We start from the raw sequence: 15,635 nt of genomic DNA, 5'->3' as shown, positions 1-15,635 counted from the left end.
TTCTTATGAAGGAGAATGTCATGCGCATCACAGGCCAGTGCCACTGCGGCAGCGTTCGATATGAAGCGGAAGCCGATCCGGAGCACGTGGTCATCTGTCACTGCACGGATTGCCAGCGTCTGACGGGTTCCCCCTATCGCGTGACCTTGCGAGCGAAGCGCCAGGATATCAGCCTGACCGGCGCGGAGCCGAAGCTCTACAGGAAGAAGGCGGAGAACGGCAATGTCCGTCTGATGCATTTCTGTGGCGACTGCGGCGCGCCGCTGTTCAGCAGCGCCGAACAGGACAACGGCACTTGGGGCATACGGTGGGGTTCGATCAATGAACGGGCGGAGTTGGAACCGCGTGTGCAGATCTGGGCGCGCTCCAAGGCCGCGTGGGTCGACCATCTCGACGCGATCCCCGCTTTTCCCAAAGAACGAACATAAAGAAGAAGCCGCCGGATCGCTCCAGCGGCTTCTTTGTATCAGTTTTAACTTACGCGTGGGCAAGCTTCGGGCCGCGCATCGCGTCGACCGAATAGGCACCAGCACCGAAAGCTCCGAGAAGGATATAGGCGCCAGCCAGCGTGATGTTTTTCATCAGCATGATGCCGTTCAGCGTGTTGATCCAGCCGAGAGCCGCATCCGGCCAGCCCGGAACGGCAACGGTGCCGCTGTGGAAGACAAGACCGGTGAAGACGCAGAATGCAGCCAATGCGAAGGCGGCAATCTTGGTCTGGAAGCCAACGAGAACGGCAAGGCCGGTGACGAGCTCAAACAAACCGGCAAGGTAAGCAAGAGCGGTTGCCGCAGGCAAGCCGGCGCCGGTGATCATACCGGCCGTGCCGGCAGGGTCCATCAGCTTACCGAAACCGGAATAGACGAAAATGAAGGAAAGAAGAATGCGTGCGACGAGCACGAGAGCGTTCTGGCTGCTGGACATCGAGGTGTCTCCGTTATGGGCTTTTGTTCAAGCCGTTGCGTGAACTCTGGAGACAGTTCTGACGGATTTTTTAAATTGACGAAAGATAAACGCACGGAGACTCTTCGTCTTCAAAAAGTGAACAATCAACTGGTCGCGTTGTGCCGCTCGAACATGGTGACAGACCTCTGCTTATGGTTGAGGCGCTGCAAGAGAAGGCAGATGACGAGGGGGAGAGAGGATGAAAATCGTTAGAGGCACCATCGACAATGTCGATTCATGGACGCGTTTACGCACTGCGCTCTGGCCGGATGGCTCCGTCGAGCAACACCGCGAGGATATCATCAAGACCTTTTTACAGAGAGCCGACAGGGCCGTCGCCTTTCTCAGTGAAAGCGAGGAGGGTGAGATCGTCGGTTTTGCCGAAGGCAATTTGCGCGACGATTATGTCAACGGCTGCAAGACGTCACCCGTGGCCTTCCTGGAAGGTATCTATGTTCTGCCGTCGCATCGCCAGCAAGGGATCGCGCGGCGGCTCTGCGATGCAGTTGGGGACTGGGGTAAGTCTCAAGGATGCCTGGAGTTCGCCTCCGACGCCTCGCTTGAGAATGAGGCGAGCCGAAAGTTTCATGCTGCGCTCGATTTTGCGGAGACACAAAGCGTCGTCTTTTTCCGCAAGGATATTGAGGCCTGATGCAGCCAAAATTAAACGAGCAATCTTGGCCCTTTATGGCTGGGCTTTATGAGTAGGACTCCAAGATTCTCGGTTTTCCGATCTTGAACCATGCCTTTGCGATCTTGCCACCAGCGACCTCGTAGATACAGACAACATCGACTTCGCCACGTCCTTCGGGAAAATTGCGCGTCACGGTCTCGTGGTCGATGACCATGTCTTCGAGAATTATGCGCGATAGCAGTTGCCCATGAAGATCTGGTTCTTTGAAGCGCTCGATGTGGCGCTCGCGAATTTCGAGAGCGTTGCGCGCCAAGAGCGTCGAGGGAAATGCAAAGTACTGACAGTCGTCAGCCCACCACCGCATGAATTCATCGATATCAAGGGCATTATAGGCCTCGAGCTGTTTCTGGACCGGAAGTTCGACGGCACTGTTCAAGGGACACCTGTTCCACATGCTTGCATCGGGGGCGATGCATCATTCGACGTTTGTGTAGCGGTAAGCACGTTCCAAGATCAAGCATGCTTAGAGTGTTGCTGCTGATGGGTGGCTCGCGATGCTGGACTGAGCTGAGGGGAATTTGATCGTGACGGCGGAACGGCACAAACAAAAAGGGCGATCCGAAGACCGCCCTTTCGTATTCCAGAGGGAATAGACTGATTAGAAGTCCATGCCGCCCATGCCGCCGCCCGGCATTGCAGGCATTGCGGAGTCCTTCTTCGGCAGCTCGGCAATCATGGCTTCCGTGGTGATCAGCAGCGAAGCAACCGAAGCTGCGTTCTGCAGAGCCGTACGGACAACCTTGACCGGGTCGACGATACCCATGGCGATCATGTCGCCATATTCGCCGGTCTGAGCGTTGTAACCGAAGTTATCGTCATCCTTGTCGAGAAGCTTGCCAACAACGATCGAAGCTTCGTCACCGGCGTTGTCTGCGATCTGGCGAACCAGAGACTGCAGAGCGCGGCGAACGATGTTGATACCAGCTTCCTGGTCGTCGTTCACACCCTTGACGGTAATCTTCTGAGCGGAACGAAGCAGAGCGGTACCACCGCCGGCAACGATGCCTTCCTGAACAGCAGCGCGCGTTGCGTTCAGAGCGTCGTCGATACGGTCCTTGCGCTCCTTCACTTCAACTTCCGTTGCACCGCCGACGCGGATGACGGCAACGCCACCAGCGAGCTTAGCAAGGCGTTCCTGCAGCTTTTCGCGGTCGTAATCGGAAGAGGTTTCTTCGATCTGAGCCTTGATCTGGGCAACGCGGCCTTCGATGTCGGTCTTCTGGCCAGAGCCGTCAACGATCGTGGTATTTTCCTTGGAGATGGAAACCTTCTTGGCCTTGCCGAGCATGTCGAGAGTGACATTTTCGAGCTTGATGCCGAGGTCTTCGGAAATCACCGTACCACCGGTCAGGATCGCGATGTCTTCGAGCATGGCCTTGCGGCGGTCGCCGAAGCCAGGAGCCTTGACGGCAGCGATCTTGAGGCCGCCACGCAGCTTGTTGACGACGAGCGTTGCAAGAGCTTCGCCTTCGACGTCTTCAGCGATGATGACGAGCGGCTTGCCGGTCTGAACAACGGCTTCGAGAACTGGAAGCATGGCCTGAAGGTTGGAGAGCTTCTTCTCGTGAAGGAGAATGTAAGCGTCTTCCAGGTCGGCAATCATCTTCTCAGGGTTGGTCACGAAGTAAGGCGACAGGTAGCCACGGTCGAACTGCATGCCTTCGACGACTTCGAGCTCGGTCTCAGCGGTCTTGGCTTCTTCGACGGTGATAACGCCTTCGTTGCCAACCTTCTGCATGGCTTCCGCGATGTCGCGGCCAACCTGCGTGTCGCCGTTAGCGGAGATCGTACCGACCTGAGCAACTTCCTCAGAGGTGTTGATCTTCTTTGCCTTCGCCTGCAGGTCCTTGACGACTTCTGAAACAGCGAGGTCGATACCGCGCTTCAGGTCCATCGGGTTCATGCCGGCTGCAACAGCCTTCTGGCCTTCGCGAACGATCGCCTGGGCAAGAACGGTTGCAGTCGTGGTGCCGTCACCGGCGATGTCGTTGGTCTTCGAAGCAACTTCGCGGACCATCTGTGCGCCCATGTTCTCGAACTTGTCTTCCAGTTCGATTTCCTTGGCGACGGAAACGCCGTCCTTGGTGATGCGCGGTGCGCCGAAGGACTTGTCGATAACAACGTTACGACCCTTCGGGCCGAGCGTGACCTTCACTGCGTCAGCGAGAATGTCGACGCCCTTGAGCATCTTTTCGCGCGCCGAGCGGCCGAATTTTACTTCTTTGGCTGCCATGTTTCAAAACTCCTGGTTTCGAATGGCCGGAACAGTGTCCGGCTTCAGATTACGGAAATGGGGAAGGCGGCTAAATTAGCCGATGATGCCCATGATGTCGGCTTCCTTCATGATGAGAAGGTCTTCGCCGTCGAGCTTTACTTCCGTGCCGGACCACTTGCCGAACAGGATGCGGTCGCCGACCTTGACGTCGAGAGCGACGATCTTGCCGGACTCATCGCGTGCGCCGGAGCCAACTGCGACGATTTCGCCTTCCTGCGGCTTTTCCTTGGCGGTATCAGGAATGATGATGCCACCCTTGGTCTTAGCTTCAGACTCAACGCGACGAACCACAACGCGGTCGTGCAGCGGGCGGAAATTGGTGCTTGCCATTGTCTATTCCCTCGATCAAATGACATTCGCGGATCGGAAACGACCCGCCTGGATTGATGTTAGCACTCTCATTTGCCGAGTGCTAGCGAGACGGAGATAAGCAGGGTGTCGGGTGCTGTCAAGAACGGCCTGTCGGAAAAATTTCATGTAAAATGGTTACTGCGATTGCATGACAGATTTTTTGCGCTCCGAAACTTCCCCTCCGCCTCCGGCTTTATCGGACCTCTTTCTCGTCTTCGGCCGTGTCGGCCTGTTGAGCTTCGGCGGTCCTGCGGGTCAGATCGGCATGATGCACCGTGTGCTCGTCGATGAGAAACGCTGGCTTTCCGAAGAGCGATTCCTGCACGCGCTGAATTACTGCATGCTTCTCCCAGGACCGGAGGCCCAGCAACTGGCGACCTATGCCGGATGGCTCCTGCATGGCAGACGCGGCGGCATCATCGCTGGCACGCTCTTCGTTCTGCCGGGCTTCCTCGTCATCGTCGCACTTGCGGCGGCCTATGCGCTCTATCAGGATACGCATTGGCTGCCCGCCCTTCTCTTCGGTCTGAAGGCAGGCGTGCTCGCCATCGTCATCGAAGCCTTGCTGCGCGTGGCAAAACGCGCCCTGAAAAGCCGCTTTCTTATCGGTGTTGCGGTCGCAGCCTTCATCGCTCTGTTCTTTTTCGGCGTTCCCTTTCCGCTCGTCATTCTCGCTGCTGGTATCTCGGGTTTTCTGAAAGCCCGAGGAGGGCGCTCGACAAAGCCTGATGTCGAAAGCAAGGTACCACACCTGTTGCGGCAGATCCGAGGGGTTCTCGTCGGCATCCTCATCTGGCAAATGCCGCTTCTGCTGTTCTGGCTTCTGGCCGCGCCGAGCGCTCTCATCGAACTGCAAGAGTTCTTCTCAAGGCTGGCAGTCGTCACCTTTGGCGGCGCCTATGCGGTTCTTGCCTATGTGGCGCAGGTGGCGGTGGAAACGCATCACTGGATGACGGCAAGCGAGATGCTGGACGGCCTGGCGCTTGCCGAAGCGACACCCGGACCGCTCGTTCTGGTTCTCTCCTATATCGGCTTTCTCGCGGCATTTCGGCATCCGGGCATGCTTGACCCCATGCTGGCGGGTGTTCTGGGGGCAGGTGTTGCCGCGTGGGCAACATTCGTCCCAAGTTTCATCTTCATATTTCTCGGTGCGCCTTACGTGGAAAGGCTGAGAGACAATGCGGCTTTATCCAGCGCCCTGTCCGCCATTACCGGTGCGGTGGTGGGCGTCATTCTCAATCTTTCGGTCTGGTTTGGCCTGCATGTGCTTTTTGGCAAGGTCGACAGGGTTGAGCTTCTGCCTCAGATCAATTTCGGCATGTCCCTGCCAGACTGGCATTCGCTCGACCTTGCATCGCTTGCACTCTTCGTCGTCTCGGCCACCATGCTGTTTCGCCTGAAATTCGGCATGCTGCCGGTGCTTGGCCTGTGTATTGGAGCAGGTTTCATCAGGCTTTGGCTCGGCTGAGGTCTTAGTTTCGCATAGGCACCCTGTGTCTTTTTCGCTTGCCATCGCAAGCAGCCTTTGCGATGTCACGAGCTCGAAAATGATGGAAAGAGTTGGAAGATTCATGGCCCACCGCATTGCCACCCTTGGCGACATCACCTCCCAATTCGATGTCATCCTCTCCGATGTGTGGGGCGTGCTGCACAATGGCGTGACCGCTTTTCCCGCGGCCGGTGTTGCATTGGCCGAAGCGCGGAAGAACGGCAAGACTGTCGTCCTCATCACCAATTCCCCGCGTCCAGCGGTCGGCGTCATTCCGCAGTTGCGTGCGCTTGGCGTGCCCGATGAGGCCTATGACCGCATCGTCACCTCGGGCGACGTGACCCGCGAGTTGATTGCCGAGGGACCGAAGAAGGTCTTCCTGCTGGGTCCCGAGCGCGATATGCCGCTGTTCGATGGTCTCGACGTTACGGTGGTGGGTGAGAGCGAGGCGGAAGCCGTTGTCTGCACTGGTTTCTTCGACGACGAAACCGAAACGCCTGAAGATTACACCGAGATGCTAAAGGGTTTCGTCGCCCGCTCCGCGCCGATGATCTGCGCCAACCCTGATCTGGTGGTCGAGCGTGGCGAGCGCATCATCCCCTGCGCAGGCGCCATGGCGGCCTACTTCGAACAGCTGGGCGGCGAAGTGCGTATTGCCGGCAAGCCGCATGCGCCGATCTACGAGGCGTGCTTTGCCGCGGCAAAGGAAGTGCGCGGCGCGTTCAGCAAGGACCGCGTTCTGGCAATCGGCGACGGCATGCCGACCGATGTCAAGGGCGCCATCTCCGCCGGTCTCGATCTCCTCTATATTAGCGGCGGTATTCACGCGGCTGAATACACGTTGAACGGCGAGATTGATGAAGCGTTGCTCAACAGCTACCTGAAAAGCCAGAATGCGGCGCCCGGCTGGTGGATGCCGCGTCTGGCCTAAAGCGAGTCGCGATCTTTCAGATCCGCGCTTTACGCTTTAGGTCCTTGTTTGTCGCATGTCGTTATCGCAAAACCGATGGCCACTTTTGCGCGACACGCTTTAGAAAGTTTCCGATGACCGTGTTCCATCGCAATGAGAAGAAAGAACCGCTTCCGGACGCATTGAAGGGTGGCGTTGTCGCGATCGGTAATTTCGATGGTGTGCATCGCGGCCATCGCGCCGTGCTGGATCAGGCGCTGGAGCTTGCAAGATCGCGCGGCGTTGCAGCCCTTGTCCTGACATTCGAGCCGCATCCGCGCACCGTTTTCCGGCCGGAGACGCCGGTCTTTCGTCTGACGCCGGCGCCGCTGAAAGCCCGCCTTCTAGAGGCTGAGGGCTTTCAATCCGTCATTGAATATCCCTTCGACAAGACATTCTCGCAGCGTTCGGCGGAAGATTTCGTCAAGTCCATTCTGGTCGATTGGCTGGGTGCTGGCGGTGTCGTCACCGGCGTCGACTTCCATTTTGGCAAGGGCCGCGAGGGTGGTCCGGCCTTTCTGATGCAGGCCGGCAAGCGCCATGGCTTCGATGTGACGTTGGTCGATTCGTTTCGTGATGAGGGTTCGGACGTGATTTCATCAAGCCGTATTCGGGACTGTCTGGCCAAGGGCGATGTGGTCGGTGCCGCGGGTTTGCTTGGCTATCGCTTCACGGCGGAGGCAGAAGTTATTCGCGGACAGCAGCTTGGCCGCACGCTCGGTTACCCGACAGCCAATATGGCGCTGCCACCCGAAACGGAGTTGAAGCCTGGAATCTATGCGGTGCGCTTCAGACAGGCCAACGGAACGCTGCATGACGGTGTTGCAAGCTTCGGCTATCGCCCGACGGTCACGGAGAATGGCGCAGCCCTTCTTGAAACCTTCGTCTTCGATTTCAGCGGCGATCTTTACGGCCAGATTTGCTCGGTTTCATTCTTCGGCCACCTGCGCGATGAGCTGAAATTTGATGGGCTGGAGCCACTTGTCGTTCAGATGAAGAGGGACGAGGAGGAGGCAAGAGCGCTTCTTTCAGGCGTCACGCCGCTCAGCGACGTCGATGCCAAGATCGCTTTTTGACGAAGCGGATCGCTCCCCGTGATCAATTCCCTTTTCAAACAGGCTGAAACGTCCTAAACAACCGGCCATGAACCAATATCGGTCGACGTTCATATCCCGAATTATTGGCCCGGCCTTCCGCCCGCTCTGAGAGCCGGAAGGTCCGGGATTTTGGCGCTTGTTTCAAGCATGTCGTCCGGACATGCGTCAGACGATCCAGGCGCCTTCGCTAAGCCCTCTTTTTTTGGTGAGACGGCGCGAGCCTCATTCGGCGCCGCGATAATGGTACGATCATGAACGACACCGCAGAAAAAATCGATTACTCCGCAACGCTTTACCTGCCGCAGACGGACTTCCCGATGCGCGCCGGCCTGCCGCAAAAAGAGCCGGAGCTGGTCAAGCGCTGGCAGCAGATGGACCTCTACAAGAAGCTGCGCGCCTCCGCCGCCGGCCGCGAGAAGTTCGTGCTGCATGATGGCCCTCCTTACGCAAACGGCAACATCCACATCGGCCACGCGCTGAACAAGATCCTGAAGGACGTCATCACCCGTTCCTTCCAGATGCGTGGTTACGACTCCAACTACGTCCCCGGTTGGGATTGCCACGGCCTGCCGATCGAATGGAAGATCGAGGAAGCCTACCGCGCCAAGGGCAAGAACAAGGACGAGGTTCCGATCAACGAATTCCGTAAGGAATGCCGTGACTTTGCCGCTGGCTGGATCAAGGTTCAGTCGGAAGAATTCAAACGTCTCGGTATCGAAGGCGATTTCGACAATCCCTATACGACGATGAACTTCCACGCCGAAGCGCGCATCGCCGGCGAGCTTTTGAAGATCGCCAAGAGCGGCCAGCTCTATCGCGGGTCCAAGCCTGTCATGTGGTCGGTCGTCGAGCGCACGGCGCTGGCAGAAGCGGAAGTCGAGTATCACGATGTCGAAAGCGACACGATCTGGGTGAAATTCCCGGTCGTCGAGGGTTCGGCTGAGCTTGAAGGCGCCTCGATCGTCATCTGGACCACGACGCCATGGACGATCCCGGGCAACCGTGCGATCTCCTTCTCGTCGCGCATCCAGTATGGCCTTTATGAAGTTACGGCTGCTGCTAATGATTTTGGTCCGCAGCCGGGCGAGAAGCTCGTTTTTGCCGATAAGCTGGCAGCCGAATGCTTTGCTAAGGCGAAGCTGGAATTCAAGCGCGTCCGGGACGTTTCTTCCGACGAGCTAGGCAATCTCGTCACCGCCCATCCGCTGGCCCATCTGGGCTACGATTTCAAGGTGCCGCTGCTCGATGGCGATCACGTCACCGACGATGCCGGTACGGGCTTCGTGCACACCGCTCCCGGTCACGGTCGCGAAGACTTTGACGCCTGGATGGCGCAGGCGCGTCAGCTGGAAGTCCGCGGCATCTCGGCAAAGATCCCCTTCACCGTCGGTGATGATGGCTTCTACACGGAAGATGCCCCTGGCTTCGGCCCCTCGGCAGAGGGTGGTGCTGCCCGGGTGATGGACGATAACGGCAAGAAGGGCGATGCCAATGAGCGCGTCATCAAGGCGCTGATTGCGGCCAACAACCTGTTTGCCCGTGGACGCCTGAAGCACAGCTATCCGCATAGCTGGCGCTCCAAGAAGCCCGTCATCTTCCGCAACACGCCGCAATGGTTCGTCTATATGGACAAGGAACTGGGCGATGGCACCACGCTGCGCTCGAGAGCCTTGTCTGCAATCGACGACACGCGCTTCGTTCCAGCCGGCGGCCAGAACCGCCTGCGCGCCATGATCGAAAACCGCCCGGACTGGGTCCTGTCGCGTCAGCGCGCCTGGGGCGTTCCGATCGCCGTCTTTGCCGATGACAAGGGCGAGGTGCTTTTGGACGAAGCCGTCAATGCCCGCATCCTCGATGCTTTCGAAGCCGAAGGTGCCGATGCCTGGTTCGCCGAAGGCGCCAAGGAGCGGTTCCTGGGCAACGACCATGACCACGCCAAGTGGCACCAGGTCATGGACATTCTCGATGTCTGGTTCGACTCGGGCTCCACACACACCTTCACGCTGGAAGACCGCCCGGACCTGAAGTGGCCAGCGGACGTCTATCTTGAAGGCTCAGATCAGCATCGCGGCTGGTTCCATTCGTCGCTGCTGGAAAGCTGCGCGACGCGTGGCCGCGCGCCCTACAACGCCGTCGTCACCCATGGCTTCACCATGGATGAGAAGGGCGAGAAGATGTCGAAGTCCAAGGGCAACGTCGTGGCACCCCAGGATGTGATGAAGGACGCAGGCGCCGATATCCTGCGACTTTGGGTCATGACCACCGATTACTGGGACGATCAGCGTCTCGGCAAGGCGATCATCCAGACCAATGTCGATGCCTATCGCAAACTGCGCAACACCATCCGCTGGATGCTTGGCACGCTCGCGCACGACAAGGGCGAGGAGATCGCCTATGCCGATCTGCCGGAACTGGAAAAGCTCGTTCTGCACCGCTTGAGCGAACTCGATAATGTGGTACGCGAAGGCTACGACAGTTTCGAGTTCAAGAAGATCGCCCGTGCGCTGGTGGATTTCTCCAACGTGGAGCTTTCGGCCTTCTACTTCGATATCCGCAAGGATGCGCTCTACTGCGATGCGCCGTCTTCATTGAAGCGCCGCTCGGCCCTCTACGTGATCGCCAAGCTTTTCGATTGCCTCGTGTCATGGCTGGCACCGATGGTGCCATTTACCACCGAAGAAGCCTGGCTTTCGCGCCATCCGGGTGCCGAGTCTGTTCATCTTGAACAGTTTCCGACGATCCCGGCCGAATGGCACAGCCCGGCAGTCGATACCAAGTGGGAGAAAATCCGCAAGGTTCGCACGGTGGTCACCGGCGCGCTGGAAGTCGAGCGGCGGGAAAAGCGCATTGGTTCCTCGCTGGAAGCGGCACCGGTGGTTCATGTTGCCGATCCGGAGCTGATGGCGGCACTGGAGGGTCAGGACTTCGCAGAGATCTGCATCACCTCGGCAATCTCCGTGGTTGCGGGCGAAGGTCCGGCGAATGCATTCCGTCTGGGCGAGGTGCAGAAGGTCGCGGTTGAGCAGAAGCTGGCGGAAGGGCAGAAATGCGCTCGCTCCTGGCGGATCACGACCGATGTTGGTTCCGACCCGCAATACCCGGACGTTTCGGCCCGGGACGCGGCAGCGCTGCGCGAACTAGGCGTCGGCGTCTGAGACCTCGTTTGCTCAAGAAAATTGCCGGATGAATTGCGCTTTTGCGCTTCATCCGGTAAACCTGCCTGAAAATGGTCGGAATTACGCATCAAGGGGTGCATCCGGTCGTCGGGACAGCCGCGCGCGCATAAGAAGATCAGGGTGATTTTCCTCAGGCATATCGCGTGGTTTTAATATGTAGAGCGTCTGTTTTGCGTCATTCGTGCCGCGCGGCGTTCTTGGGCGGAAGGGTTTCATGAGCATGACGCAGAGTTTTCGCATGTATCGCACCGTGGCAGGCATTTCCTTTGCCTGCCTGGCGCTGAGCGCGTGCACCAGCCCGACCTATGGTACGGGCAAGTCTGCAAGCGAACAGCTCCTGGACGATCTTGGTAACGCCACCTCGATCACCGGTGATCAGACCAAGCGGAATGTGAAGTACAATCCGCGCCCGGGTCTTGTCGTCCCGGCCCAGGCCCGTGCCGAGCAATTGGCCCAGCCACAACAGAGCCTTGCCAACCGCGAGACCAATCCGCAGTGGCCGGAAACCCCGGAAGAGGCACGTGAGCGTCTTCGTGCGGAAGCCGAGGCCAACAAGGACAACCCGAATTATCGTTCGCCGCTCTTGGCTGGCAATGGCACCAACGGCCAGATGACGGAAACCCAGAAGTGGGAAGCTTTCCGCAAGGCCAAGGCCGATGCGCAGGGCGGTACGGTGGTCAACACCAACACGCGCAAATATCTGACCGATCCTCCGGTCGAGTACCGCAATGTTTCCCAGGATCAACTGGCCGATCTCGGCGAGCCTGAGCTGAAGAAGGAAAAAGAGCGCAAGAAGAACGCTGCTCTGGCCGGAACCGGCAAAAGCTGGTGGAACCCCTTCCAGTAATCCTCCCAAGGTCCATCTTACAAACGCGACGCTTCTGACGTCGCGTTTTTGTTTTCGGTATCTTTGTCTACGGAGTTTGTCGTGACGCTGCTGATCAGGGACGCGATTGCCGCCGATGCGCCCACCATTTTGCGCTTCATTCGTGGGTTGGCCATCTACGAGAACGCCGAGCACGAGGTGAAGGCCACTGTCGAAAGCATTACGGCCTCCATTTTTGGTGAGGGCTCCGTCACCTCTGCTCTCATCTGCGAACGCGAGGGCCAGCCGATCGGCTTCGCGGTCTGGTTCCTCAGCTACTCCACATGGCTTTCCCGGAACGGCCTTTATCTAGAAGACCTCTACGTCACGCCCGATGCGCGTGGCTCCGGCGCTGGGAAGGCGCTATTGAAGCGTTTGGCTGCCATTGCAGTGGAAAAAGGCTGCGGTCGCTTCGAGTGGAGCGTTCTGAATTGGAACGAGCCGGCGATCCGCGTCTATCAGGCCATTGGTGCCGAGGCGTAGGACGAATGGGTGCGGTACCGTCTTTCCGGTGACGCGCTCAAGGCTTTTGCCTCAGGCACTTGATGGTCAGCGCCTTCAGTCGCGCTTGTTTTGAAAGAAGGCCCGCAGGATTTCGGCGCTCTCCACCTCGGCAAAGCCGGAATAAACCTCCGGTGCGTGATGGCAGGTCGACTGGTTGTAGAAGCGAACGCCGCTTTCCACGCCGCCGCCTTTCGGGTCGTTTGCGCCATAATAGAGACGGCGGATGCGGGCAAACGAGATTGCCGCCGCGCACATGGTGCAGGGCTCCAGCGTGACGTAAAGATCGGCACCGGGCAGCCGCTCCTGTCCAAGCTCTTCGCAGGCCATGCGCATCACGGCGATTTCGGCATGGGCGGTAACGTCGTTCAATTCACGCGTGCGATTGCCGGAACGGGCAAGCACGCGGCCTTCATAAACGAGGACGGCACCGATCGGCACTTCGCCACGCGCACCCGCTGCCTGCGCTTCTTCCAGCGCAATGTCCATGAAATGCGTCGTTTCCGCCATGCTTCTTGCAATTTCCTCTTAACCGTCGCCGCGTGACCTGATAGGACACGGCAAACAACAGGCAAACAACAAATGACATTCAAAGACAAGCCGAAGCGCGCCGGTGGCAAGACGTTCGACCGTGACAGGAAGCCGAAATCATCGGCAAAGCCGTCATCTGACGCGTCGGCGGGACGCGACAAGAAGACTTTCAAAGAAAAGCCGGAAGCAGCAGCCGTGGTAGAAACGGTCGCCTCCAAGCCGGAACGCATTTCCAAGATCATGGCGCGCGCAGGCGTGGCCTCGCGCCGCGATGTCGAGCGCATGATCATGGAAGGTCGCGTGTCTTTGAACGGCGTGAAGCTGGATAGCCCGGTCGTCAATGCGACGCTGGATGACAAGATCGAAGTCGATGGCGTCCCGATCCGTGGCGCTGAGCGCACGCGGCTGTGGCTCTATCACAAGCCTGCGGGCCTCGTGACCACCAACTCCGATCCGGAAGGCCGTCCGACCGTCTTCGACAACCTGCCAAAGGAACTGCCGCGCGTTCTCTCGATCGGTCGTCTGGACATCAACACCGAAGGCCTGCTGTTGCTCACCAATGATGGCGGCCTGTCCCGTGTGCTTGAACTGCCGACCACTGGCTGGCTGCGCCGCTACCGCGTGCGCGCCCATGGCGAGGTCGATCAGGCAGCTCTCGACAAGCTGAAGGACGGCATCGCTGTTGACGGCGTGCTCTACGGCGCGATCGACGCGACGCTTGACCGCACGCAAGGTCACAATGTCTGGATCAGCATGGGCCTTCGTGAAGGCAAAAACCGCGAAATCAAGAACGTGCTCGGCGCCCTTGGTCTAGAGGTCAACCGCCTGATCCGCGTGTCCTACGGTCCGTTCCAGCTGGGCGATCTGCCGGAAGGTCATGTCATTGAGGTTCGCGGTCGCATGCTGCGCGACCAGCTCGGACCGCGCCTGATCGAGGCTGCCGGCGCCAATTTCGATGCGCCGATCTATGATCACAAATCCGAAGAGGACGAGGAAGAGGCGCCCGCCAAGCCGGCCAAAGCCGAGTGGGGCAAGCAGGCTGCCGGCGACCGCAACCCGCGCGATGGCGACGAGCGCTCTTCCGGTCGGTTTGATGGAAAGCGCTCCGATAAGCCTGCTGGCAAGTTCGCGCCCAAGGCAGGCGGAAAGCCCGGCGGCAAGTTTGCCGGAAAGGGCAGGGACGAAGCCGAGACCGATGATCGCGGTCCGAAGCGTCCGCCGCTTGGTAGCAACCGCACCGCCAATGTCTGGATGGCGCCTGGCGCCAAGCCGACCCGTGATGGCAAGGCCCGCAAGCTCTCCGCGCGTGCCGAAGCCGAAAGCGCTTTCAAGCAGCCATCGGCACAGGCCGAGGCCCGCCGCGCAGTCGTGCGCCACGCCGATGATGAGGGCGAATGGATTCGTTCCGATTCGAGCAACGAGGCAGGGCGTGATGAAGGTCGCGGTCGTGGCCGTGGTGATCGCTCCTTCGGCGATCGCAAGCCACGTGAAGCGGGCGATCGTCCCGCGCGTGGTTCGTTCGGGGATAAGCCTCGTGGCGAGCGCAAGTTCGGTGATCGTCCCTTCGGTGACCGCAAGCCGCGCGAAGATGGCGAGCGCAGTGAGCGCCCACGCAATGACCGCCCCCGGGGCGAAAGATCCTTCGGCGAAAAGTCCTCCGGCGACAGAACCGAGCGTTCGGATCGGCCAGCCCGTTCGTTCGACGATCGTCCTGCCCGTACTGACCGCTCCTTTGGTGATCGCAAGCCGCGTGAGGACGGCGATCGTCCAGCACGCAGTGAACGTCCCTTTGGAGACAAGCCCCGCGGCGCAAAGCCTTTTGGCGGCAAGCCCTCCGGTGGAAGACCCTCTGGCGGCAAGCCTGGCTTCGGCAAGCCTGGCTTCGGCAAGCCACGCGGTGAACGCTCCGAAGGCGGCAGCGGCCCGAAGGGCTTTGGCGGCAAGGGCGGCAGCAGGGGTTCCGGCGGCAAGGGTCAAGGTGGCAAACCATCAGGCGGTGGCGGTCGTGGTCCCGGTGGCAAGCCATCGGGCGGTAGATCGTCCGGTCCAAGAGGCGGCTCGCGAGGGAACGGCGCGTAATGCGGATCGTTGGCGGTGAGTTTCGCGGCCGCAGTCTGGCCGCGCCCAAGTCGAATGCCATCAGACCCACGATCGACCGGACGCGGGAAAGCCTGTTCAACATTCTGAGCCATGCTTACCCCGAAAGCCTGGACGGCACCCGCATTCTCGATGTTTTCGCAGGCACCGGTGCCGTTGGTCTCGAAGCGCTCTCACGCGGCTGCCGTGTTGCCCTTTTTGTCGAAAACGGCGTCGAGGGCAGGGGGCTTTTGTGGGAGAACATCGATGCGCTCGGTCTGCACGGCCGCGCCCGGATCCTGCGCCGCGATGCGACAAAGCTTGGTGGGGTCAACAATATCGAGCCCTTCGACCTTCTCTTCGCCGATCCGCCCTATGGTCAGGCGTTAGGTGAGAAGGCCTTCCAAGCCGCCCATCTCGGCGGTTGGCTCGTGCCTGGTGCGCTCGCAATTCTGGAAGAACAAGGCGATGTGGCCGTGATGGTCGATCCCGTCTTCAAGCCGCTGGAAAGCCGCACCTTCGGCGATACCAAAATGCATTTCTACCGCTACGAGCCCTGAAGCACCTCAGTGGACGCGAGAGGAGACCTCCGCGTCACTGTCCTGTCGTCTTTATGTCATAGAGCCAGTCTCAGGATGACCGTCGCGACGCTTTGCCGAGATGCTCTGCTGAGACGCGACCGCATG

Annotated in this window: 15 protein-coding genes; 10 read left to right on the top strand and 5 right to left on the bottom strand. The window is 59.3% G+C overall.

Going from position 1 to position 15,635, the window contains the following annotated elements; translation table 11 throughout:
* Positions 1 to 20 precede the first annotated feature (20 nt).
* A complete protein-coding gene (locus ACTJK5_RS09305) occupies positions 21 to 428 on the top strand; it encodes a GFA family protein (RefSeq protein ID WP_062425994.1) in 408 nt (135 codons plus the stop codon).
* A 49-nt stretch (positions 429 to 477) separates the two neighbouring features.
* On the opposite strand, the gene ACTJK5_RS09300 is transcribed toward ACTJK5_RS09305, so the two are convergent.
* On the bottom strand, positions 478 to 924 hold the full coding sequence (locus ACTJK5_RS09300) for a DoxX family protein (RefSeq protein ID WP_111848183.1): 447 nt from the start codon (positions 922 to 924) through the stop codon (positions 478 to 480).
* Between the two features lie 220 nt (positions 925 to 1,144).
* Between ACTJK5_RS09300 and aac(6') the strand changes: the two genes are divergently transcribed.
* Positions 1,145 to 1,597 carry an aminoglycoside 6'-N-acetyltransferase gene (gene aac(6'), locus ACTJK5_RS09295; RefSeq protein WP_440612235.1) on the top strand — a complete coding sequence of 151 codons (453 nt, stop codon included), beginning with the start codon at positions 1,145 to 1,147 and terminating at the stop codon, positions 1,595 to 1,597.
* Positions 1,598 to 1,643: 46 nt separating this feature from the next.
* On the opposite strand, the gene ACTJK5_RS09290 is transcribed toward aac(6'), so the two are convergent.
* The 3 genes from ACTJK5_RS09290 to groES all read right to left on the bottom strand — a co-directional run bounded on the left by ACTJK5_RS09290 (position 1,644) and on the right by groES (position 4,244).
* Positions 1,644 to 2,015, bottom strand: coding sequence for a nuclear transport factor 2 family protein (locus ACTJK5_RS09290; RefSeq protein ID WP_440612234.1), 372 nt, complete (start codon positions 2,013 to 2,015; stop codon positions 1,644 to 1,646).
* 222 nt (positions 2,016 to 2,237) lie between these two features.
* A complete protein-coding gene (gene groL / locus ACTJK5_RS09285) occupies positions 2,238 to 3,872 on the bottom strand; it encodes a chaperonin GroEL (protein WP_062425990.1) in 1,635 nt (544 codons plus the stop codon).
* Positions 3,873 to 3,947: 75 nt separating this feature from the next.
* Positions 3,948 to 4,244, bottom strand: coding sequence for a co-chaperone GroES (groES, locus tag ACTJK5_RS09280; protein ID WP_062425989.1), 297 nt, complete (start codon positions 4,242 to 4,244; stop codon positions 3,948 to 3,950).
* Between the two features lie 169 nt (positions 4,245 to 4,413).
* On the opposite strand from groES, the gene chrA reads away from it, so the two are divergent.
* From chrA to ACTJK5_RS09250, 6 genes are all read left to right on the top strand, one after another.
* Complete coding sequence (chrA, locus tag ACTJK5_RS09275) at positions 4,414 to 5,733, top strand: chromate efflux transporter (RefSeq protein ID WP_440612233.1); 1,320 nt, start codon at positions 4,414 to 4,416, stop codon at positions 5,731 to 5,733.
* Between the two features lie 103 nt (positions 5,734 to 5,836).
* Entirely contained in the window at positions 5,837 to 6,685 is an 849-nt protein-coding gene (locus ACTJK5_RS09270; RefSeq protein WP_440612232.1) for a TIGR01459 family HAD-type hydrolase, read from the top strand.
* A gap of 113 nt (positions 6,686 to 6,798) precedes the next feature.
* On the top strand, positions 6,799 to 7,779 hold the full coding sequence (locus tag ACTJK5_RS09265) for a bifunctional riboflavin kinase/FAD synthetase (RefSeq protein WP_440612231.1): 981 nt from the start codon (positions 6,799 to 6,801) through the stop codon (positions 7,777 to 7,779).
* 272 nt (positions 7,780 to 8,051) lie between these two features.
* Positions 8,052 to 10,955, top strand: coding sequence for an isoleucine--tRNA ligase (gene ileS / locus ACTJK5_RS09260; protein ID WP_440612230.1), 2,904 nt, complete (start codon positions 8,052 to 8,054; stop codon positions 10,953 to 10,955).
* A 235-nt stretch (positions 10,956 to 11,190) separates the two neighbouring features.
* On the top strand, positions 11,191 to 11,823 hold the full coding sequence (locus ACTJK5_RS09255; protein ID WP_062425984.1) for a hypothetical protein: 633 nt from the start codon (positions 11,191 to 11,193) through the stop codon (positions 11,821 to 11,823).
* An 81-nt stretch (positions 11,824 to 11,904) separates the two neighbouring features.
* On the top strand, positions 11,905 to 12,324 hold the full coding sequence (locus tag ACTJK5_RS09250; protein WP_440612229.1) for an N-acetyltransferase family protein: 420 nt from the start codon (positions 11,905 to 11,907) through the stop codon (positions 12,322 to 12,324).
* A 75-nt stretch (positions 12,325 to 12,399) separates the two neighbouring features.
* Here the strand turns inward: ACTJK5_RS09250 and ACTJK5_RS09245 are convergent, their stop codons facing one another.
* Positions 12,400 to 12,852 carry a nucleoside deaminase gene (locus ACTJK5_RS09245; RefSeq protein WP_062425982.1) on the bottom strand — a complete coding sequence of 151 codons (453 nt, stop codon included), beginning with the start codon at positions 12,850 to 12,852 and terminating at the stop codon, positions 12,400 to 12,402.
* A gap of 72 nt (positions 12,853 to 12,924) precedes the next feature.
* Here ACTJK5_RS09245 and ACTJK5_RS09240 point away from each other — a divergent pair, with 72 nt between their 5' ends.
* A complete protein-coding gene (locus tag ACTJK5_RS09240) occupies positions 12,925 to 14,952 on the top strand; it encodes a pseudouridine synthase (RefSeq protein ID WP_440612228.1) in 2,028 nt (675 codons plus the stop codon).
* On the top strand, positions 14,952 to 15,509 hold the full coding sequence (gene rsmD, locus ACTJK5_RS09235; RefSeq protein ID WP_062438589.1) for a 16S rRNA (guanine(966)-N(2))-methyltransferase RsmD: 558 nt from the start codon (positions 14,952 to 14,954) through the stop codon (positions 15,507 to 15,509). Before ACTJK5_RS09240 ends, rsmD begins: the two co-directional genes overlap by 1 nt.
* The last annotated feature ends 126 nt before the right edge of the window (positions 15,510 to 15,635 follow it).

The organism is Agrobacterium sp. 22094 (assembly GCF_052046015.1).
Taxonomy (GTDB): Bacteria; Pseudomonadota; Alphaproteobacteria; order Rhizobiales; family Rhizobiaceae; genus Agrobacterium; species Agrobacterium cavarae.
Note: the sequence above shows the minus strand (reverse complement) of the source record. Positions and strands in the feature narration are given on the sequence as shown.